The sequence below is a fragment of the Clostridioides sp. LIBA-7602 genome (assembly GCF_056688945.1).
On record NZ_CP196991.1, the window covers coordinates 3833987 to 3856654 of the forward strand.

Here is a 22668-nt window from a genome sequence, read left to right on the forward strand (position 1 = left end):
ATATATTGTATATATTTTAGTCCAAATAATCTACATTTATTACTCCTTCTATCATATTTATTTCCTTCATAACATCATGTAAGTGTATTCTCTTACCATAAGATACAAAAAAATTAACTTTCCAGTATTCTTCATTACGACATTCTATTTCCATATTTCTTACAATAAGTTGACTTTTTTCAAATTTATCATATAAAAAAGGTATCGAATCCAAATTGCTTAATTTTAATATCAACACATTTTTTTCTTGACTGAATAAAAACGTATTTATTATCCTAAGTACAAATAATGCTATCATTACAAATAGCCCACCTAAAATTGATAGTTCATAATAACCATAACCTACTGCTATACCAATACACGCAGTTGCCCACATGCCAGCAGCTGTAGTAAGCCCTTTTACTCCACCTTTATTTTTTAAAATTGCTCCTGCACCTAAAAAACCAATTCCAGATAATACCTGAGCAGGCATTCTTGCCGGGTCAGCATTTGTATATAAATTATAATCAGAAAATAACTGAATTGAAGTTATTGAAACAATACAAGAACCTATTGCTATTAATATATGTGTCCTAAACCCTGCAAACTGTCTTATTTTTTCTCTTTCTAAACCTATTATTCCTCCTATTATTAGAGCTAATAGTAACCTTATTGCTATCTCCTTACTTCCTATGTCAACCATAATATAAAACCCTCCTGACCTAATCATAATTATGTCCTACAGATAATTTACACATCAGAAATACTATTTTATATCTTAATATTATTATTAATATATGTAAAATATAGCTATCTGTTAATTTTTGATACAAAAAAACCCACAACTGTGGGCTATTTGCTTAAGTACATGTATTTATTTATTAATATATCTATTTTCTTACTCGATTCTACTAACTCTTCTTGAAATATTTCTGGATATTCTATGTATGTATTTATCTCTTCCCTAACTGCTTCAATCTCATTTTTTAACGTTTCTAATTCATTGTTCGCCATAATAATCACCACTATTACAAATTTGTATATTTTTATATACATTTTATCAAACAATATTATATTTTGTCAATATTATGTCAATAAAACTTACTATAAAAATGCTCCAACTTGGGTACTGTATACCTAGACACTAAGCCTACAAACATACCCGTTACTAACGATGCCATTAACATAAATGGTAAGTATCCTATAGCAAGTATATTTTCTATGATTAAACTTGCAACTATTAATTGACCTATATTATGCCCTATTGCACCTATAATGCTTACTCCAATCAATGATAAACCTTTTATTTTACTTGCTAAATACATAAATAAAAGACTTAGATAAGCTCCTCCTATACTAAATAGAAGATAGGACAAAGGACCTGCGAATATTGATGACAAAATTACCCTGATAGTAACAATTATAACAGTATCTTTGACACCTAACAACATTAATGAAATTAAAGTTATAATATTGCTCAAACCCAATTTTGCCCCTGGAAATATAATTATAAGAGGATTCGGTATATATGTCTCTAATACATATAAAGCTAAACTATACCCTATCATCAGACCTAAAAATGTCATTTTTCTAGTTTTCATTAAGTTAACTCCTCCAAATTTTATCTATCATCTTACATTATAATACAAAATATATAAAAACACCTAATTTAGATTAAAATATTTTTCAATTTATTTAAAATAAACATTAGTGATTTCAATGTGTAATTGCCTCTATAATTCTTGACTTTTTGTATCATACTTGTTACAATTTTAATGATAATGAATTTCATTAGGAGGTGCTAATAATGACTGTTTACGATTTAAAAATAGGAGAAAAAGGACTTATTAATAGTATAGATGGAGATATTAAATTATCTAAAAGATTACTTGCACTTGGATGTATAAATAGTACTGAAATAGAAGTTAAAAAGGTTGCTCCATTTGGAGACCCAATTATAATCAGATTTAGAGGTTTTGACCTTGCTATTAGAAAATCTGATGCTAAAAATATTTCTTTACAATAATAGAGGAGGAGCTACCTGTGATTAATGTAGCATTATTAGGAAACCCAAATGTCGGTAAAACTACTGTTTTCAACCTACTTACAGGTTCAAATCAATATGTAGGCAACTGGCCTGGTGTTACTATAGAAAAAAAAGAAGGATTTATTGGGAAAGAAATAAAAGTTGTAGATTTACCTGGTATATACGCAATGGATACTTTCTCAAATGAAGAAAAGGTTTCTAAATCATATTTAGAAAATGAAGACGTTGATGTAATAGTAAATGTAGTTGATGCATCTAACTTATCGAGAAATCTTTATTTAACAACTCAACTTATGCAATTTAACAAACCTATAGTTATACTGCTTAATATGTTAGATATTGCAGAATCTAAAGGTGTTAATATAGATGCTAAAAATTTAGGTGAAGAACTTGGAGTAATTGTTGTTCCAATTATTGCAAAAAAGAAAAACGGTGTTGAGAGAATAGAAGAAGAAATTAAAGGAGCTACTCAAAAAGCTTTTATATATCAAACAAACTTTGGAAGTGAAACGGAAACATACAAAAAATTAGAATCCATTTTATCAAGATGTACAAAAACTACATATACACACAAAAAATCTATCAGTGATAAAATAGATAATGTAGTTTTAAATCCTATATTAGCCTATCCAATATTTATTGGTGTACTGTTCCTCTTATTTAAATTTACCTTTGATTGGGTTGGAGGACCACTACAAGAGGGCTTTGCTGGTATTATAGAAGCTTATATTTCTGCACCTGCTAGTGATATGTTATCTAACTCTAGCCCGTGGTTTAAGTCACTTATAGTTGACGGTATAATTGGAGGTGTTGGTGGCACGTTACCATTCTTCCCATTAATATTTACATTGTTTTTTGGTATATCACTATTTGAAGATAGTGGATATATGTCAAGAACAGCATTTTTAATGGATAAAGTTATGAGAAAAGTTGGTCTATCTGGTAAAGCTTTTATACCTATAGTTATGGGTATGGGATGTTCTTCTCCAGCTATAATGGCAACTAGAACATTAGAAAGTGAAAAAGACAGAAGAGTTACAGCTCTTATTGCACCACTTATGACTTGTGGAGCAAAACTACCTATATATGCACTATTTGTAGCTATATTCTTTCCACATAATGCTGCCTTAGTGACTACATCACTATACTTGGTTGGTATAGTTATGGCAATAGTGATTGCATTATTCTTAAATAAAACGGCATTTAAAACAGAGGCTGAACCATTTATATTAGAGTTACCAGAATATAGAATTCCTACTATAGATGCACTTATTAAAAATACATGGAATAAATCAAAAGGTTTCTTAATAAGAGTTGTTACTGTTATGTTTGCAATGTCAGTTGTAATTTGGGGACTTTCTTCATTTAATATTTTTGGATATACAGAAGATATAAATGTAAGCTTTTTGGCTACTCTAGGTCATATTATATCTCCTATATTCAAGCCCCTTGGCTTTGATGATTGGAGAACTTCAGTTGCTATTTTAAGTGGTCTTGGAGCAAAAGAAATCGTAGTAAACTCTTTAAATATACTATATGGTAATCTAAATGTTGTATTGCCAACAATATTTAATGGAGTTACTGCATATACTTTCTTGATATTTACTGCTTTATATACTCCATGTATAGCTGCACTTGCAACTATGAAAAAAGAATATGGCAATAAAATGATGTTTGCATCATTTGCATATCAGTTTGTATTAGCATGGATAATGGCATTTATAGTTAAAAGTATTGGTGGAGTATTATTTATGGGCAATTCAATAATGGAAGCTTTGATAGGCGGAATAATTATAGTTCTTGCAGTTGTGATTTTATTTAATAAATTCAAGTCTACAAAGAATGGAAATAGCTGTAGTGGATGTTCTGGCTGTAGTGGATGTCCAAGTTCTAATGCTTGTTCAGACGAAGAAAATAATGATAAAAAAAGTAGTACACACTAACATGTAGATGTCTTATATTTAAAAATAAATTTAAAAGAATAATATAGAAGCTATCATACAAACAATTTTAAATTGCTGTGTGATAGCTTCTTTTTTACTTATTCAGCTTCTTACTTCCTAATTTCATGTGGAACTTAGTATCTTTTGGAATACTTGGGTCTACTCCCCTTAATATAGGTATTTCTCCGCATATTAATTGTATAGGTATTATAAAGTTAAATGTTTGATAATAATGATTATCTGTAATATCTATTTTTAAGTTTTTATCATCTTCTGTAACTTCTCTACCTATAACAAATACATTGTCTGTCCATCCAGAAAGTACTTCAACCATCTTGACTACTCTAGGCTCTTTTCCTGTATCTAATATAAATATAGTTGAATCACTATTTATAGCATTATATATACCATGTATGAACTCCTCAAACTCGTATCCAGTTACAGGTATTCTCATTGTTTCTAATAATTTCAATGCTGATTCTAGTGTATCTCCATATATATCAGAATGACCTATTACTCTTATTTCTTTAGAGTCAATTAGCTTTTCTTTGTTTCTTTCAATCCATTGCTCAGATAACTTATACACTGATTTAAATCTATCAATTGCATCTAATATCTTATTTATCTCCTCATTATACCCTTTACTAGATATTAAGCCTTTTTCTCTAGCTATTTGAAGCCCTAATAACATTAAGTTCAACTTTGTACAGTAGTATCCTTTTGTTTTAGCTCCAGATTTTTCTTCACCACAATTTACTGTTAATATATAATCAGAAATCTCATCTATTAGAGCGTTTTTACAACCTGCCATAGATGCTATTTTACAACCATTGTCTTCTGCTAATTTCATAGCATTATATGTAGAATAACTGCTTCCACCTTGAGATATCCCTACCACTAAAGTATTTTCATTGTTAAACTTAAATGTATCTTCAGTTATCATAAATGGATATATCACTACAACATCTATGTCTAATAAATTTTGTAAATATGCTTGTACTTGTAACCCTGAGTGATAACTAGTCCCTGAACCTGTTATTATAATCTTTTTTATATCTTCTTTTTTAACCTCATTAAACAAATTATCTGCATTGGATATCATTTCTCTCATTCTAGTTGGTGTCTCTAAAATATAATCTTGTATTCTCATTTTATATGCCTTCCTTATCTATAATATATTCAATAAATTATAATTTAAGTTCTATAATAGACCTATAGCATGTAAAACAATTCCTCCTGCTATAATTCCTATAGTTAATTTTGTTACACTTACCTTTTTCTTTAACATGTAATATATTACAAACGCAAAAGTTAAAGGTAGCATATTAGGTATTATTTTATCTAATATATCTTGTAAAACTACTTCTGCACCATTTAAGTTAAATTTCAAAGGAGTGGTTATACTTAACATTGTTGCCACCATTCCTCCTACAACAAATAAACCAACAGTTGTAGCCATAGACATTATTTTCTCCATAAGTCCTTCTTTTTGTATTCTCTCAAGGGAATTTACTCCGACTTGATACCCATATTTAAGTCCAAATATTCTAAGAGCAAATGCTGGTATATTGTATAATAGCAAGAATAATAGTGGCCCAAATATATTTCCTTCTTTTGCAAGTGATACTCCTACTCCAGCAGCTATAATTCTAAATGTTCCCCAAAATAGTGAATCTCCAATTCCTGCAAGAGGTCCCATAAGAGCTGTTTTAACAGCACTAATTGAACTTTCATCAAATTCTGCATTGTTAGCGTTTTCTTCTTCCATGGCTGCTGTTATCCCTAATATTGTAGGAACTACTACAGTTGTTGTATTAAAAATCTCTAGGTGTCTTTCTATTGCTTTTGCTTGCTTTTCTTTATTATTGTATAGTTTCTTTATTGCAGGTAACATTGAATAACAGTAACCTAAATTTTGCATTTTCTCATAATTGAATGCGCCCTGAAGAGCAAATGAGCGCCAAAACATACTTCTTAATTCTTTTTTTGTTAGTTTATTCAAAGTCAATCTCTCCTTCCGTTAAAGTATTAATTGCCAGTTGAGGATTTTGATTATTTTCTTTGTTATTTATATAAAAGTTTAATACGACTGCTACACAAACTCCAAATAGTGCAATTGCAGTTATATCTATCCCACCATAAGATGCTAAAAGGAATCCTATAAAGAAGAATACAGACATCTTTTTTGAAAGTAACATATCCATAAGAAGTGCAAATCCTACTGCTGGTAATAATGTTCCAGCGACGCCTAATCCATCTAATATAACTTTAGGTATTGCATTTATTAATATTGTAACTTTATCAGCACCAATCATGATTGCTAAAAAAGTTGGAACTGATGTACTTAAAAAGAATAGTACTACTGGTATCCACATCATTATAGTAACTTTCTTAAAATCAGCTTGTTTAGCATAAAAAACTGCTTTTTGAGAAAAGTATGAGTTTATTATTCTAACCAATACACCAAGAGATTGCGCTAAGACTGCTACTGGCACTGCAACTGCCAAAGCAACTTCTGCACCATTTCCTGACAATATAGCAAAAGCTGTACCTAATACACCACCTGTTACTACATCTGGAGGAGTAGCTGCACCTATTCCTGCAATTCCCATCCAAATTAACTCAAGTTGTGCACCAATCATAATTCCTGCCTTTATATCTCCTAAAACTAACCCTACTAACATACCTGTAACTATGGGTCTATCCAGCATAGACTGGCCAAATATACGCCCATCTAATATGCCAAAACCTGCTATAATAGCTAACATGATAGCTTGTACTAACATAGTAAACCTCCCTCTTAATTCAGTTTAAATTTAAATTAATTACATCACATTCTTAATTTTATTTTGACTTTCTAATAATTCATTTACATAAATAATTCCATTTTTTGCTTCCTCTAACCCTGATTTAGTTAATAGTTTTGTATCTTCTTCAACTGATAAAAGAACAGATAAAAGCATTGGTAAATTTACTCCTGTCAATAACTCAAATTTGACCCCTTTTAAAAGTAAATTAGTACATATATTTGCTACACTTCCACCAAATACATCTGTTAAAACAACAAATTCTTCATTAGTTTTGTTATCTGATAGTATACTTCTAATTTCTTTCTCAGCATCATCTGCTGATTTATCTTTTGTCATACAAAAGTACTCAACATTATTTAATGAACCAATTATTAATTTACTTGTATCAACAAGCTCTCTAGACAGTTTTCCATGTGTTGCAATTAAAAATTTTTTCATTTTCTTTCTCCTAAATTATTTTATTAAGTCTGATAGTTTTTTCTTTTTGTCTCTAGGTAACATTCTGAATTCTATATCAATTCCCAAATCAATTATTTCCTTAAAATTATTTATATCATTATCATCAACAGCAACTAAGTCTGTAAGCTTCTTCTTTCCTTCTTCATACCTTAATCCACCTACATTTATTTCTTTTAAAACTCCTCCTGAATTTTTAGCTACAGCTAAAGCATCTTTTGTATTTTTTACTAATACTAATACATTACTTTTCTTTGATGAAGCAAATTTTTCTACTATTTCTCCAGATTCTTCTATCCCCCTTATATATAAGGTTACATTGCTAGGCTTAGCTAAATTTAATGACATAGCTTTCATTTGGTCATTTTTTGCTTCATCATTTGCAACTAAGATTACATTTATACCTAGTGACGTTGACCATCCATACGCTACCTGACCATGTATTAATCTGTCATCAATTCTCATTAAAGATATCATTTTCCTTAAATCCTCCATTCTATATTAAAATTTTTACTATTTATTCTCTTACTTAGCTATAAAAGCAAAAAGTATGCCAAATAGTGGCATACTTTTTTTAATTTTATTTATCTATTTTTTAATCCTGTATTCTACTGAGGTAGACCATAAATAATATTATAGATGTATCCTATTTCTGAAATAGGTATTTGCACACTATAACTTTTTTCTAGCACACTAAACGCATTTTTTATTAGTTTGATTTCACTATTATGATTTTTAATTAATAAATTCATATCATTATACTCTTCAATCTCAGCTTGTCTAACTAATCTTTCAATCATACAACTTAAGTGAACATATAAAGCAATCTTTTTATCATTAGGAAGTTTTTTCTTTTGAATATTTTCTATAGCATTTATTCCCTCTTCTATTCGTTCTATTATCTTTTTTGAATCCAAAATGGTCAGGCTATCTATTACTCTAGTCAATGAAAAATTCTTTATAATAGAATCATTTATATTTTTAATTTTTTCACTTTCTACTACTCTGCTAAGTATCCTAAAGACATCGTCTTCTCCTTTTCCCGATATCATATCCTCTAATAGTATGAAATCTACACCATTTACATTTGGATTGGCAGTCCCTACTATGGCCAATACATCATACATCTTGAAAATTGGGTCTTTATCTCCCATAGAGACAAGATTATCATAATCATAGGGTATTATCTTAACATCAAAGATTCCCATTAAACTATCTGAAAGTAGGTGCTGAATTTTTATAGCAGTGCCTATTCCTGTAAAACAAGAAGATACGATTGCATACTCCTTATTTTTTTGAGGATAATACAATTGTATATTTGGTTTAGTTTCTTCATCCATAATTTCTGCAATCTCTTCAATATTTTTACTTTGCATTAATAAATTTCCTACCTCTAGTGCAGAAATAGTAGATATTTGGTCTATAAATAACATTGGACTATTTATTTTATTCTTTAAATCTTCATATATCAAATTGAGAGAACCCATATCAAATAGCACAACTAGTCCATTTTTTATTCTATCTTCATCCAAGTATCTAGACATTTGATTTGATACATCTGCTATAGTAGCATCTATAGGCATATCAATAGCTGTAAATACATTTTTACCTAGCATACGATTACATACATTTGCCATACTACTAGCTGTAGCATATCCGTGCGCTATAATCATTGCATTAATTTTATTAGACTTCATTCTTATAACTGTTGACTTAATAAATATAGTCATCATAATTATATCTGCATTATTAAGATACATATCTAATCTGTTCATTATTAATGTAGATACTTTATTTATTATAGAGTATTCTTTATAATTTTCTTTTTTTAAGTACATTAGTAATCTGCTTTCTAAATTCTTATATTCATCAGACAGTTGATAAGACTCATCCTTTAGATAAAGATATGATGAAAATGCTAATACATTATTCCCATCATATTTTATATTGTTGTTAACTTCTAGACTTCTAAATATATCCTGCATTATAGATATTATAAGATCCATAAGTACATTTTTATTTTCATCATTATTTGAAAAAATAAGATTATCCATTAATCTAATCATTAAATTGGAGCTGTTTTCGCTAAATAGCTTGTCTGTTATTTCGTTTTTTTCTAGACTATCAAAGTAATTTAAACACTCTATAAGAGTTTGATATATTATATTTCTTTTATTTCCTCCAACTGATATCTCAAGACTAGATTGGTTAGGAGAAAATACAATACTTTTGCTTTTCCCACTTTGGAATTGAAATACATCTGCATTTTCTATATAAATGTTCCTAGGAAGGTCCTGAAGTGTAACAAAGATATTTTCATTTCGTCTTTGGTTTTTTGCGTATGCTCGTCCACATGCATATTTTATTACATTTTTACATTCACCTATATTGCCTTTGAATTTTATCTTTAAAATTGTATTTAATGTAATTTGGGTTATCTCTATAGGTAAACCAAGCACTTTACTTTCTTCGTATATAAAGTGTTCTACAATCTTTCTTTTTTCAAGACTTCCTCTTTCTTCTATATTAGGTACATAAATATTTATAGGTATTCTTCTTAGAAAAGTTTGTAAAAATTCGGATAAACTCTCTGTTGTAGCAAACACTAATCTTACCTTAGCCCTTCTACTTACCCCATTCTCTCCAATTCTAGAAAATGTACCTGTATCCATAAATGTGAATAACTTTTCCTGCCCTTCACTGTTTAACCTATGTACCTCATCTAAGAATAATATGCCCCCATCAGATTGTTCTATTAGACCTGCTCTAGATTCAATTGCTCCAGTATAAGCTCCCTTTACATGTCCAAACAGTATACTGGACAATAGCTCCAAATTATTATAATACTGCGCACAGTTTAGTACATTATATGGAGCATTTTTTTCTAATATATTACTATTTACACTATATTCATATATTACCTTAGCTAAAAAGGTTTTTCCTACTCCACTTTCACCTGTTAACATTATTGTAAGTCCACCATTTGGATAAAGTACAGCCGTTTTTATTTGCTCTATTACCTCTTTTAAGCTATTATCATGACCTATAATACTATTGAATACAACCTCTTGCTTTAATATTTTACACTCATTGTTAAGTTCATCTACACTTTCATAAATACTTTTTTTCGTAGGTCCTATTACATTATTTATCTTATTTTTGGGTAAAAAGATAACAGGTCTACTATTTATCTTTATAAGATTATCAGACTTGACCAAATCATTTAATAATCTACTTGATTGAGTTCTGCTTAAATTAAACTTTTTCACTATATCTTCTGTTACAATACCACCCTTTTTTTTAAGTTCATCAAAATTGTTAAATAATGTACATTCATTTACAAAACTTAAAATCTCATTCCTCATATTCAACCTCCAATATAAACATCAATAATACTATAGCACTAGTATATCATTTATATACTCATGAAAAAGCAGATTATATTCTTATCTTTTCTTAATTTTCTGTTATGGAGTAATAATATTAAATTTTTTATAGATAAAATCTTTAGCTTTTAGCCATAAATTCAAAATATCTATCTATAATTTAGTACAGAATATTTAGTATAGAATCTATGTAATATAGTTTCATTGTATTTACTATAATCAAAAGTAATGTAATATATATGTTTTTAGAACTTATTAATGAAGAAAATCTTATAAATTTTATTATTCTATGAATATTATTTCAAATTTACAAAGTCCATTAAGTAAATTTGCTTTTGTATAAATCTACTTAGAGTCTAAAAATGATATTTATAAATTTTTTATTATTATAATTTATTTATAATATAGTTAAATTTTTATCTAACTAGCTATTAATATTTAACTACTAAATACTCAATCAATCATTAATCTTTTTCCAAAATATACAAGTACAATTAAAAATTTATCTTGTAAGGGTAAAATGTATATTTTTTATAAATATAACGAAATGCTAAAAAGGACTTTAAAAAAGCAGTCACACAATAGAAAATAAAGAAACTGTAGACATTTTAGATGCTTGTATTGTAGGAGGAATTATAGATGGTTGTTTAGAGATGATTTCTAAAAAATATAGTGAAAATAATTCAGAAGTAGCAGAAAATACTGCAAAAACTATTAGTACATTTATTGCACATGGTATGAATGGACTAAAAAATAAAATATAAAATAAAAATGTCTCAAAACAAGCTATGAAAGTCATTTTGAGACATTTATTTTTATATTATTCTTATTTACTATTTGCTCATATCTTTAGATTTATCTATAGCAGCAACAATAGACTTTATAACTGCTGATCTAAATCCTTCTTCTTCTAACACTCTAACTGCTTCTATAGTAGTCCCTGCTGGAGAGCAAACCATATCTTTTAATTCCCCTGGATGTTTGCCAGTTTCAAGAACCATCTTAGCTGACCCCATAACTGCTTGTGATGCAAATTTATAAGCTTGTTGTCTTGGCATACCAGCTAATACTGCTGCATCTGCCATAGCTTCTATAAACATAAACACATATGCAGGAGAAGACCCACTAACACCTGTAACAGTATCCATTAAATACTCTGATACTATTTCTGCCTCTCCAAATGATTCAAATAGAGACTTAATCATATTTAGTTCTTCATCAGTTACATTATTATTTTTACAAAGAGCTGACATACCTTCTCCAACAAGAGCTGGAGTATTTGGCATTACTCTTACTATTTTTTTATCTGAACCTATAATATTTTCTAATGTTTCTATAGTTTTTCCTGCTGCTATTGATACTATTATTTTATCTGCATCTATTAATTCTTTAAGTGGAGCTAAAGCTTTTTCACATATATTAGGCTTAAGTGCCACTAGTATTACATCAGAATTTGCAACAGCTACCTTGGAATCAGTTGTAGTCTTTACTGAAAATTCTGCTTTTACTTTATCTAAAGCAATTTGGCTTAAATCTGATACAGTTATATCTTCTGCTTTTACTAGACCTGATTTTACTATACCACCTATCATTGCACTTCCCATATTTCCTGAACCAATAAATCCTAAAGTTTTCATATCAAATCTCCTTTTTTCTATTAGTTTTTATTTTAAAGTAGCTAAATTAACTATGTTTTAACTGCTTAAAATTATCTTATTCTCATAAAATCAAACCATATTATATTAATATAAATTATTCCTTAATATATATAACACTTATTAAATATAAATTTAACGATTTTTTCATTAAACTTAACGAGCTAACTTCCAATTTAGAAAGTTAGCTCATAATTAATCTGAATTTTTTTAAATGGTATCTAATAGTCTATACTATTATTATACCAGTTGCTTTTTTATATAGTAAGAAGTTTTGTTTACAAACAATCCTAGAATGTTTGCTCAGTTCTTCCTATTATCTCATCTTGTAGTGTTCTACTTAGATTATTGAAATGGTCACTATACCCCGCAACTCTAACTATTAAGTCTTTGTAATCTTGAGGATTCTTTTGAGCCTCTAATAATACATTTTTATCAAATACATTGAATTGTATATGATGCCCATCCATATTAAAGTATGCTCTTACTAGATTAGCCATATTATCCAATCCTTTTTCACCTTGAACTACTGATGGTGCAAATCTTTGATTTAATAATGTTCCACCAGTTTTTATATGGTCCATCTTAGCACAAGATTTTATAACTGCTGTAGGTCCATTAGTATCCCCACCTTTTTCAGGTGAAATTCCCTCTGAAACTGGTTTTGCACAAAGTCTACCATTTGGACTTGCTCCCATAATTTCACCAAAGTATACATGACAAGTTGTTGGTAACATATCCACTCTATATTCTCCACCACAAACAGTTGGTCTACCAGTTACCTCATTATAATATGTGTTGAATATCTCTTGCATTATCTCATCAGCATAATCGTCATCATTTCCATATTTAGGAGTCTTATTTGAAACTAAATTAAGTATAGCTTCATATCCTTCAAAATTAACATCAAGTGCTTTAAGTAATGTATCCATATCAAATTTTTTCTTATCGAATACATTATATTTTATTGCTGTTAAACTATCTGTTATAGTTCCTATACCAACACCTTGTATATATCTAGTGTTATATCTTGCTCCACCTCTTTGATAGTCCTTACCTTTTTCTATACAATCATCAACTATTGTAGACATAAGTGGGCAAGGCATATGTTTTGCACATATATTTTCTATTACAGCATTTCCTTCTATTTTTATATCAATCATATAATGTAATTGCTTTTTAAATGCCTCAAATAATTCCTCATAAGATTTAAAACTTCTAGGGTCTCCAGTTTTAATACCTATTTGCTTTTTGCTAATTGGGTCATATCCATCATTTAATGTTAATTCAAGTATTTTTGGAATATTCATATATCCAGTTAAAACATATGCTTCTTTACCAAAGCATCCAGTTTCAACACACCCACTAGTTCCACCAAGTCTTGCATCTTCTATAGTCTTTCCAGCTTCCATAAGTTCTTGTACTATTGCTTCAGTGTTATAAAATGCTGGTTGACCCCATCCTTTTCTTGATATTTCACAAGCTCTCTTTAAGAATTTTTGAGGAGTTTTTTTACTTATTTGAACGTTTGAACTAGGTTGTATCAATTTCATTTCATCCATAACATCAAGTATTATATAACTAACTTCATTAACACCATCTTGACCGTCTGGATTTATTCCACCAGTGTTTATATTTGCAAAGTCTGTGTATGTGCTACTTTCTTTTAATGTTATACCAACTTTTGGTGGTGCTGGTTGATTATTAAATTTAACCCATAAACATTCAAGTAATTCTTGTGCTCTATCTCTATCTAACACTCCATTCTCTACATCTCTTTCATAGAAAGGATTTAAATGCTGGTCAAGTCTTCCTGGAGTAAAAGCATCCCATATATTAAGTTCAGTAGTAACCCCTATATGAACAAACCAGTACATTTGTATAGCTTGATGATAAGTTTCTGGTTTATGAGCTGGTACAACATCACAAGTTTCAGCAATTAGTAATAAATCTTTTTTCTTAGCTTCATCTGTTTCTTCTTCTGCCATTTGTCTTGCTTTCTCAGCATATCTCTTACCTAATATTACCATTGCATCACAAGCTATTGCCATAGCTTCCAAATCAGCTTTCTTATTATATGCATCTAAATCATTAAGAAAATCTAATTCTTTTAGTCTTGCTTCTACATCTTTCTTTAAATCTAAAAATCCTTTTTTATATATTGTATCTCCACAAACTGTATGTCCAGGAGCTCTTTGCTCCATAAACTCTGTGAACATACCTGCTTCATATGCTGCTAACCATTCAGGTGTCATTGCATTTATTATTTTTTCTCTTGTTTGTCTCTTTTTCCAGAAAGGTATTATTTCTTCCTGTTGTATTTTTTTAGCTTCTTCAGATACACTGAAATTTATTATATCTCTATTGTGCATTACATCTAAATCTTCTAAAGTATGGCAACAAATTTCTGGATATGTTGGTGCTCCATTAGGAGAATCACCTTTTTCACCTACTATTAATTCTCCATCATTTATGCTAAGAGTTCTATTCTCTATATAATGCTTAAATGATAAAGCACGAAGTACAGGAATTTCTACACTTCCTTCATATTTTTTATAAGCCTCTGTCATAAGTACTGCTCTTTCAATAGATATGTGTGGTTCTGCGTTAACACTTTCTTCTCTTAATTTTTTAGTTCTCTCAAAAGTTCCTCTTGACATTTTATTACCCCCCAATCTTAGTATTGAAATTACTTGCTTCAAACAGCCTTTTTATTTCTTCTAATTTTTCTTCAGTTGGTCTTTGTAATTCTTCTCCCTCATACTTTTTATAGATCTTATCATACTTATGTTTACCAATATTATGATATGGAAGAAGACTTACAGCTTTTATATTCAAAGGCTTTAAAAATTCTATCATTTTTTTAACCTCTAAATTTTCATCATCTACATTTACTCCTACTATTAATGGTATTCTTATATTTATATTAGCTCCTAATTCACTCAGAAGTTTGACATTTTCCAATATTAAGTCATTTGATTTTCCTGTAAATTTTATGTGCTTTTCTTCATCAATAAGCTTAATATCATATAAAAATAAATCTGCACATTTTGCAACTCTCTCATAATTTTCTGACCTTGCATAACCACAAGTATCAATTGCTACATGAATCCCCTTTGATTTGCACATATTTATTACTCCACAAATAAAATCCATGTCTTGAGCCATTACTTCCCCACCTGATAGAGTTACTCCTCCACCTGATTCTTCATAGAAAATTCTATCCTTCTCTATCTCTTTAACCAAACTTTTTACAGAATACTCTTGACCAACAATTTCTCTTGCATTGTTTACACAATAGTCTAAGCAAGTTTCACAAAATTCACACTTATCTTGGTCTAAACATATTTTTGTTTCCCCTTTGAAGATTGCTTTATGAGGACATATGTTTATACATGCTTCACATCTTGAACATCTTTCTTCATTATACAAAACTTGTTTTGTATATGTTTGACTCTCTGGATTATGACACCAAACACACTCAAGTGGACATCCTTTAAAAAAAACTGTACTTCTTATTCCTGGTCCATCATGTATACTACATTTTTGTAAGTTTATAACTAATGGATTCATAATTTTTCACCCCTAAATAATATCCATTCCATTTTTTCATCTTTATGTAATTTATTTTCATAGGTTGTATCTATGAAAAGCATTTCTACAATTACATAATACTATATTTGTTATTATTTTGTCTATATTTTTTTAGTGTTATTAAAAAATTTTATTTTATTATGATATTTATACTGATTTTATAAATTAAATTTAAATATTTATTAAATTTATTTTTATAAGTAAATATAGCTATATCACATAAACAATATATTATTTTTGTTAATTTAGATATATATACTATAAAAATTAAATAAAAATAGAGACTACACTTTATCATGTAGTCTCCACCTTTCTAGTCATATTTAGAAATTCACATTTATTGTTACTGCTTTTCCGCCTCTATTTACTGTAATTTTTGTACTAGCTCCTTTTGAGAAAGTATATAACTTTTTATTTAGGTCATTCATACCTGTTATATTTGCATCTCCTACTTTAGTTATAATATCTCCTACTTTTACTCCAGCTTTTTCTGCTGATGAGCCAGATACTACTTCTGCCACATAAACACCTTTATCAGTACTTAATTTTGTTCCTGTAGCTGCCTCATAGTTTGATACATCTGTACCTTTTATACCTAGAGTCACTTTTTCATATTTTCCAGTTTTTATTACTTCTTCAACTATACTTTTAGCTGTATTAATTGGTATTGCAAATCCTAAGCCTTCTGCTTGAGAAGCTTTTGCTGTGTTTATACCAATTACTTGACCTTTTTGATTTAATAATGGTCCTCCACTATTTCCTGCATTTATACTTGCATCAGTTTGTAATAAACCAGTCATATTAGTTTTTTCTGTTTGTATAGTTCTATCTAATCCACTTATTATCCCTTGAGTAACTGTTTTTTGGAAATCTAATCCAAGTGGATTACCTATTGCTATTGATATATCTCCAACCTTTACTTTATCACTATCAGCAAATTCTGCTGGTGTCAATCCAGTTTTATCAACTTTAACTATAGCTAAATCAAGTTGTTGGTCAAACCATACAACTTTACCTGAAGTTGTTGAACCATCATTGAATAGTACATTTACACTTGTAGCTTGACCATCTGATATAACATGAGAATTAGTAAGTATATAACCATTTGAATCTACTATGATTCCAGTTCCTACACCTTGTGTTTCAGTTGGTATTGCAAACATATTATTAGTATCGACGCTAGTTGTCGTAATACCTACAACAGATGGTGTGGCTTTTTCTGCAACTGCTTGATAAATATTTTGACTCTTACCATCATCATTTACAACTATAGGTGTAGAATTTCCTGTAGTCTTACTTCCTAAATTATCTTTAACTAAAATTATTGTTAGTAAACTACTAAGTATTGAACTTATTATAGCAACTAATATTACTAAACTTATACCTTTCTTTCTTCTTGACATCTCATACCACTCCCTATCTAATATAATATAAATTATCAAAATATATTTTTCCCAATTTTTCATAAAAAAATGAAATCATCTATTTTGAGTAAACTCTTTTTCGATGATTTCATTATATTATTTTAATCTTAATTAAACCTTAACTATTTAAAATTATTTAAGTCTTTTTTCTAATTCTTCCTTTTCTTTTTCATAACCTGGTTTTCCTAATAAGGCAAACATATTTTTCTTGTAGGCTTCTACTCCTGGTTGGTCAAATGGATTAACACCCAATAAATATCCACTTATTCCACAAGCTTTTTCAAAGAAATACACTAGATATCCAAAATTATATTCATCTAATTGAGGTATATTTATTACTAAATTAGGTACTTTTCCATCTGTGTGGGCTAATAGAGTTCCTTCAAAAGCTTTATGATTAACAAAATCTACAGTCTTACCTGCTAGATAGTTTAGACCATCTAAATCTACTTCCTCTGAATTTATAGTTATATTTCTCTTACAGTTTTCAACATTAAGTACTGTCTCAAATAAAATTCTTTTCCCATCTTGGATATATTGACCCATAGAGTGTAAATCTGTTGAAAAATCTACAGAAGCAGGGAATAACCCTTTATTTTCTTTTCCTTCACTTTCTCCATAAAGCTGTTTCCACCACTCACTCACATAATGCAATTGAGGTTCATAGTTAACCAATAGCTCTACATCTTTTCCTTTTCTATGTAAAATTGTTCTAGCAACAGCATATCTATAACTATCGTTACTTTTTAAATCAGGATTTTGAAATGCTTCTCTAGCATCACTTGCACCTTTCATCATAGCATCAATATCAAGCCCTGCAGCAGCAATAGGAAGTAATCCAACTGCTGTTAGTACAGAAAAACGACCGCCTACATCATCTGGTATTACAAAAGTCTCATATCCTTCTTCTGTAGCTAACTGTCTAAGTGCTCCTTTACTTGAATCTGTTGTTGCATAAATTCTCTTTTTCGCTTCTTCTTTGCCATACTTTTTCTCTAAATAATCTTTAAATATTCTAAAAGCAAGAGCTGGTTCTGTAGTAGTTCCTGATTTAGATATTACATTTACAGAAATATCCTTACCTTCAATTACATCTAATAAATCCATAATATATGTTGAGCTTATATTGTGTCCTACGAAATATACTTCTGGAGCCTTTCTTTGTTCCTTTTTAAGTCCATTTCTAAATGAATGACTTACCATATCTATAGCAGCTCTTGAACCCAAATAAGAGCCTCCTATACCTATTACTAAAAGAACGTCTGAGTCAGATTTTATCTTTTCAGCAGATTTTTTTATTCTATCAAACTCTTCCTTATCATAATTTTTAGGAAGGTCTATCCAACCTAGAAAAGTATTTCCTAAACCCGTTTTATTATGTAACATGTCATGTGCAACATCTACATATGGTTGCATAACATCTATTTCGTTTTGACAAAAAAACTCCGTAGCTTTACTATAATCAAAATTTATTTTTCCCATTTAAATCCCTCTTTTCAGCATATTCGTTTTAAAGAGATTATAACATAAAATATGGGTGTTTTTTTTTAAAATTTGCCACAAAATTATACATATATCACCATTTGTTATCAGGAAATCGATTCTTCTAAATACTATAACTATCTATAAATTATAAATTTTTAATCAAATAAAGTTATTAAAAATAGTATATCATCTGTATTTCACAGAAAATTAAAACATGCTATATGGATGATTGACAAGAAATAATGCTTTGTTTAAATTAATTGAAATACAGTTTATACGTCCTTACATGTAAATTTAAATAGATTTAAGTTGTAGGTAAAATTTTTATGGAAAAATCTAGTACTAAATTTATGATGCAGTATTAAAGTCTCCTTATTGGAATAGTTATACAATCAGATAGTTGAATTATAAATAACTAATAAAAAAAAACTCTAAACTTATCATTTAGAGTTTCTCTTTCATTTATATTTTAATTCTTATATTATTTTTAATCATTTCCTAATCTCTTAGCTATAACTTGTTGTGCTATGTTGACAGCATGGTCAGATATTCTCTCTAGATTACTTATTACATCTAAATAAATAACTCCATTCTCTATACTACATAGATTATTATTCAATCTGTACATATGATTAGCTCTACAAGATTTTTCCATTATATCAACTTGCTCTTCGATTTTTATAACCTTGCAAGCCAAATCTACATTATCAGTTCTCATTGATTCTAATGCATAAGTATATGCTGAAACAACCTTATTGTACATAACATCAAGTTCAGATTGTCCTTCTTCTGAGAAAGAAATATTTGAATCTATTGCAACTTGTGATAATTCAGCTATATTTTTAGCATGGTCACCAATTCTTTCTATATCATTAACTGTGTTAAACAAGGTATCCACAACTTCTCTCGAATCATCATCTAAAGGTGCTTTTGAAAGTTTAAGTAAGTAATTCAAAATAGCTTTCTGCAAATCATTGATTAATCTCTCTCGCCTATATGTCTTGTCTATTTTTTCAGTTGCATGTTCTACTAAAGCCTCCATAGAAGCATTTAAACTTTCCTTAGCCTTTTCACCCATACGAAGTGTTTCTTTTATCGTATTTGCAAGAGCTATAGAAGGAGTTTCTATCATTCTATCATCTATATATTTAATAGTCTTAGCTTCATCTTCATCTATATCGCCTTCTTTATCAGGAACAAGTCTTATTGCTAGCTTTATGATAAGCTTTGTAAATGGTAAAAGTATTAAGACAGATATTATATTAAACAGTGTATGTGTATTAGCTATTTGTCTTGCAACATTACTTGGGTCCCAACTTGTAACCAAGTTTACTACTGGCTTATTTAATAATATTAAGAATATCACCGTTCCTAAAACATTAAAGATTAGATGCATCATAGCTGCTCTTCGTGCGTTTTTATTGGCACCAATACTCGATAACAGCGAAGTTACACATGTCCCAATATTTTGACCATAAAGAATTGGCAATGCTGCTGATAATGGCACTAGACCTTCTGCTGCCAGTGCAACCAACATACCCATAGATGCACTTGAACTTTGTATTATTGCTGTAATTCCAAATCCCAATAATAATCCAAGTAGTGGATATCTACCAAATGTAACTAGTAAGTCAGTGAACCCTTGATAGTCTCTTAATGGCTCAACTGCCATTTTCATAAAATCCATACCTGTAAACAATATACCAAAACCTATAAGTATTTCGGCTATATTTTTTATCCTAGGCTTATTTCCAAATAAATAAAGTATGATACCTATACCTAATGCTACTGGAGCCATACCAGTTAAATCAAAAGATACCAATTGGGCTGTAACAGTAGTACCTATATTGGCACCCATTATTACACCAATTGCCTGCTTTAATGTCATTATGCCTGCATTTACGAAACCAACAACCATTACAGTAGTAGCACTTGAACTTTGTATTACTGCTGTAACTCCTGTACCTACTAAAACTCCCATAAATAGGTTACTAGTAAGTAATTTTATTATCTTTTTTAGCTTTGTCCCAGCAGATTTTTGTAGACCTTCTCCCATAAGGTTCATACCATATAAGAATAGACCTAATCCACCCATTAGACTTATTATAATGTTCAAATTATTTCCTCCTTGTAAAGAGATTACTGTATCTAAAAATTTTTATAACCTATTGTATTTTATCAAATTATAGGAGTGATAATGTTAAATTCATGTTAAATATTAAAAAATCATTAAATTTATGTTAAATTTTTGTATTATTAGTGTATTTTTGTATTATTTTTTCTGCACATTTTATACCATCAACTGCTGCTGTGACTATCCCACCTGCATATCCAGCACCTTCACCACATGGATATAGATTCTTAACACTTACTGACTCTAAAGTATCCTCATCTCTTACTATTCTTATTGGTGATGATGACCTAGTCTCTACTCCAGTTAAAACAGCATCGTACATTGCAAATCCATTCAATTTTTTATCAAGAGATATGAATGCCTCTCTCATAGTTTCTGTTACAAAACTAGGTAAACATTCACTTAAATTTGTAAGTGTATATCCAGGTCTATATGATGGCTCAACACTGCCTAAATTTGTAGATGCTTTATTATTGATAAAATCTCCAACAAGTTGAACTGGTGCATTGTAATTTTTTCCACCTAATTCAAAAGCTAATTTTTCATATTCTTGTTGGAAATGTACACCTGCTAGAGGATTATCACTATTAAAGTCTTCTGGAGTTACATTTACTAAAAATGCACTATTTGCATTTACCTTGTCCCTTGCATGTTCGCTCATACCATTTGTAACTATTTCAAAGTCATTTGATGCAGATGCTATGACACTACCTCCTGGACACATACAAAAGGTATATGCTGTTCTTCCATTTGAAACATGCTCTATAAGTCTATAATCGGCTGCTCCTAGTCTAGGATGATTGTAAAACTCCTTATATTGTGCTTTATTTATTAAATCCTGTGGATGTTCAACCCTAGCTCCTATTGCAAAAGGTTTTTGAATTATTTTTACACCTCTTGAATACAACATTTCATAAGTATCTCTTGCACTATGTCCAACAGCTAATATAACTGTATCTGTATCTATTTTTTCAATACCATTTATCATTACAGATTGTATAGAATCATTTGATACAACTACATCAGTCACTTTTGAATTAAACCTAACTTGACCACCTAGATTTATTATTTCATTTCTTATATTTTTAACTACATTTTTTAATATATCTGTTCCTACATGTGGCTTATGTGAGTATAATATTTCATCTGGTGCTCCAAATTGAACTAACTCTTCCAATACTTTTCTGCATCGTATATCCTTTATTCTAGTTGTAAGTTTACCATCTGAAAAAGTTCCTGCTCCACCTTCTCCAAATTGAACATTTGAATTATTTTTAAACTTTCTAGTTGTCCAAAAATCACTTATATCTTTAGTTCTATTGTCTACATCAAGACCTCTTTCAAGTATGATTGGTTCATAACCCATTTGAGCCAAAATTAAACCTGCAAACAAACCTGCTGGTCCACTACCAATTACTAAAGGATTATTCTTCAATTTTTTATTACCCATAGTCACATTTGTATATCTGATTTCCTTTATTTTTGTTACATCTTTTATTTTTGAACTGAGTATTTTATCTTCATCTTTAACTTCTACATCTACAGAATAAACAAACTCCATTTTTCCTTTTTTTCTAGCGTCTATAGATTCTTTATATATACTATATTTAACTAAGTTTTTTTCTTTTATTCTAAGCTTCTTAAGTACAATATCTTTTAATAAAGATATATCTTTATCAATTCCAAGTTTTATATTAGATACTCTTAACATATTGTTTTCCTCTCTTAGATTGTAATATAAAAAAGCTAGGGTTA

The 22668-nt window shown here is 29.3% G+C and carries 18 protein-coding genes; 2 read left to right on the top strand and 16 right to left on the bottom strand.

Translation table 11 applies throughout. From position 1 onward, the window contains the following. Positions 1-16: 16 nt before the first annotated feature. The 3 genes from ACTG45_RS17820 to ACTG45_RS17830 all read right to left on the bottom strand — a co-directional run bounded on the left by ACTG45_RS17820 (position 17) and on the right by ACTG45_RS17830 (position 1580). A complete protein-coding gene (locus ACTG45_RS17820; RefSeq protein ID WP_479917617.1) occupies positions 17-682 on the bottom strand; it encodes an MgtC/SapB family protein in 666 nt (221 codons plus the stop codon). Between the two features lie 149 nt (positions 683-831). Beyond that, a complete protein-coding gene (locus ACTG45_RS17825) occupies positions 832-993 on the bottom strand; it encodes an aspartyl-phosphate phosphatase Spo0E family protein (RefSeq protein WP_021386276.1) in 162 nt (53 codons plus the stop codon). A gap of 77 nt (positions 994-1070) precedes the next feature. Beyond that, positions 1071-1580, bottom strand: coding sequence for a Gx transporter family protein (locus ACTG45_RS17830; protein ID WP_021386209.1), 510 nt, complete (start codon positions 1578-1580; stop codon positions 1071-1073). Positions 1581-1786: 206 nt separating this feature from the next. On the opposite strand from ACTG45_RS17830, the gene ACTG45_RS17835 reads away from it, so the two are divergent. Together ACTG45_RS17835 and feoB are read left to right on the top strand one after the other, a co-directional pair. Next, positions 1787-2005: a FeoA family protein gene (locus ACTG45_RS17835; RefSeq protein ID WP_021386230.1), complete on the top strand. Its 219-nt coding sequence runs from the start codon at positions 1787-1789 to the stop codon at positions 2003-2005. A 17-nt stretch (positions 2006-2022) separates the two neighbouring features. Next, positions 2023-3969: a ferrous iron transport protein B gene (feoB, locus tag ACTG45_RS17840; RefSeq protein ID WP_479919511.1), complete on the top strand. Its 1947-nt coding sequence runs from the start codon at positions 2023-2025 to the stop codon at positions 3967-3969. Between the two features lie 94 nt (positions 3970-4063). Here feoB and ACTG45_RS17845 read toward each other — a convergent pair whose 3' ends face one another. The 13 genes from ACTG45_RS17845 to ACTG45_RS17905 all read right to left on the bottom strand — a co-directional run bounded on the left by ACTG45_RS17845 (position 4064) and on the right by ACTG45_RS17905 (position 22624). Beyond that, positions 4064-5119: an SIS domain-containing protein gene (locus ACTG45_RS17845; protein ID WP_479919512.1), complete on the bottom strand. Its 1056-nt coding sequence runs from the start codon at positions 5117-5119 to the stop codon at positions 4064-4066. A gap of 51 nt (positions 5120-5170) precedes the next feature. Beyond that, positions 5171-5977, bottom strand: coding sequence for a PTS system mannose/fructose/sorbose family transporter subunit IID (locus ACTG45_RS17850; RefSeq protein WP_079747075.1), 807 nt, complete (start codon positions 5975-5977; stop codon positions 5171-5173). After that, positions 5964-6755 carry a PTS mannose/fructose/sorbose/N-acetylgalactosamine transporter subunit IIC gene (locus ACTG45_RS17855; RefSeq protein ID WP_021386174.1) on the bottom strand — a complete coding sequence of 264 codons (792 nt, stop codon included), beginning with the start codon at positions 6753-6755 and terminating at the stop codon, positions 5964-5966. The genes ACTG45_RS17850 and ACTG45_RS17855 overlap by 14 nt, the downstream gene beginning before the upstream one ends. Before the next feature lie 39 nt (positions 6756-6794). Beyond that, positions 6795-7217 carry a PTS sugar transporter subunit IIA gene (locus ACTG45_RS17860; RefSeq protein WP_021386238.1) on the bottom strand — a complete coding sequence of 141 codons (423 nt, stop codon included), beginning with the start codon at positions 7215-7217 and terminating at the stop codon, positions 6795-6797. Between the two features lie 15 nt (positions 7218-7232). Continuing rightward, a complete protein-coding gene (locus ACTG45_RS17865; protein WP_021386221.1) occupies positions 7233-7712 on the bottom strand; it encodes a PTS sugar transporter subunit IIB in 480 nt (159 codons plus the stop codon). 131 nt (positions 7713-7843) lie between these two features. After that, positions 7844-10600 (bottom strand): sigma-54-dependent transcriptional regulator, encoded by a 2757-nt coding sequence (locus ACTG45_RS17870; RefSeq protein ID WP_479917623.1) that lies wholly within the window; start codon positions 10598-10600, stop codon positions 7844-7846. 854 nt (positions 10601-11454) lie between these two features. Next, positions 11455-12258 carry a pyrroline-5-carboxylate reductase gene (gene proC, locus ACTG45_RS17875; protein WP_021386204.1) on the bottom strand — a complete coding sequence of 268 codons (804 nt, stop codon included), beginning with the start codon at positions 12256-12258 and terminating at the stop codon, positions 11455-11457. Positions 12259-12566: 308 nt separating this feature from the next. Next, on the bottom strand, positions 12567-14936 hold the full coding sequence (hypD, locus tag ACTG45_RS17880) for a trans-4-hydroxy-L-proline dehydratase (RefSeq protein ID WP_479919513.1): 2370 nt from the start codon (positions 14934-14936) through the stop codon (positions 12567-12569). Positions 14937-14940: 4 nt separating this feature from the next. Next, positions 14941-15849, bottom strand: coding sequence for a trans-4-hydroxy-L-proline dehydratase activase (locus tag ACTG45_RS17885; protein ID WP_479919514.1), 909 nt, complete (start codon positions 15847-15849; stop codon positions 14941-14943). Positions 15850-16193: 344 nt separating this feature from the next. Further along, a complete protein-coding gene (htrA, locus tag ACTG45_RS17890; RefSeq protein ID WP_021386234.1) occupies positions 16194-17273 on the bottom strand; it encodes a serine protease HtrA in 1080 nt (359 codons plus the stop codon). Positions 17274-17426: 153 nt separating this feature from the next. Then, the gene (locus ACTG45_RS17895) at positions 17427-18776 is read right to left on the bottom strand and encodes a glucose-6-phosphate isomerase (protein ID WP_479919515.1); all 1350 of its coding nucleotides are present in this window, start codon (positions 18774-18776) and stop codon (positions 17427-17429) included. A 490-nt stretch (positions 18777-19266) separates the two neighbouring features. After that, the gene (locus ACTG45_RS17900; protein WP_021386231.1) at positions 19267-20895 is read right to left on the bottom strand and encodes a Na/Pi cotransporter family protein; all 1629 of its coding nucleotides are present in this window, start codon (positions 20893-20895) and stop codon (positions 19267-19269) included. 124 nt (positions 20896-21019) lie between these two features. After that, entirely contained in the window at positions 21020-22624 is a 1605-nt protein-coding gene (locus tag ACTG45_RS17905) for an NAD(P)/FAD-dependent oxidoreductase (RefSeq protein WP_479917626.1), read from the bottom strand. Positions 22625-22668: the final 44 nt, after the last annotated feature.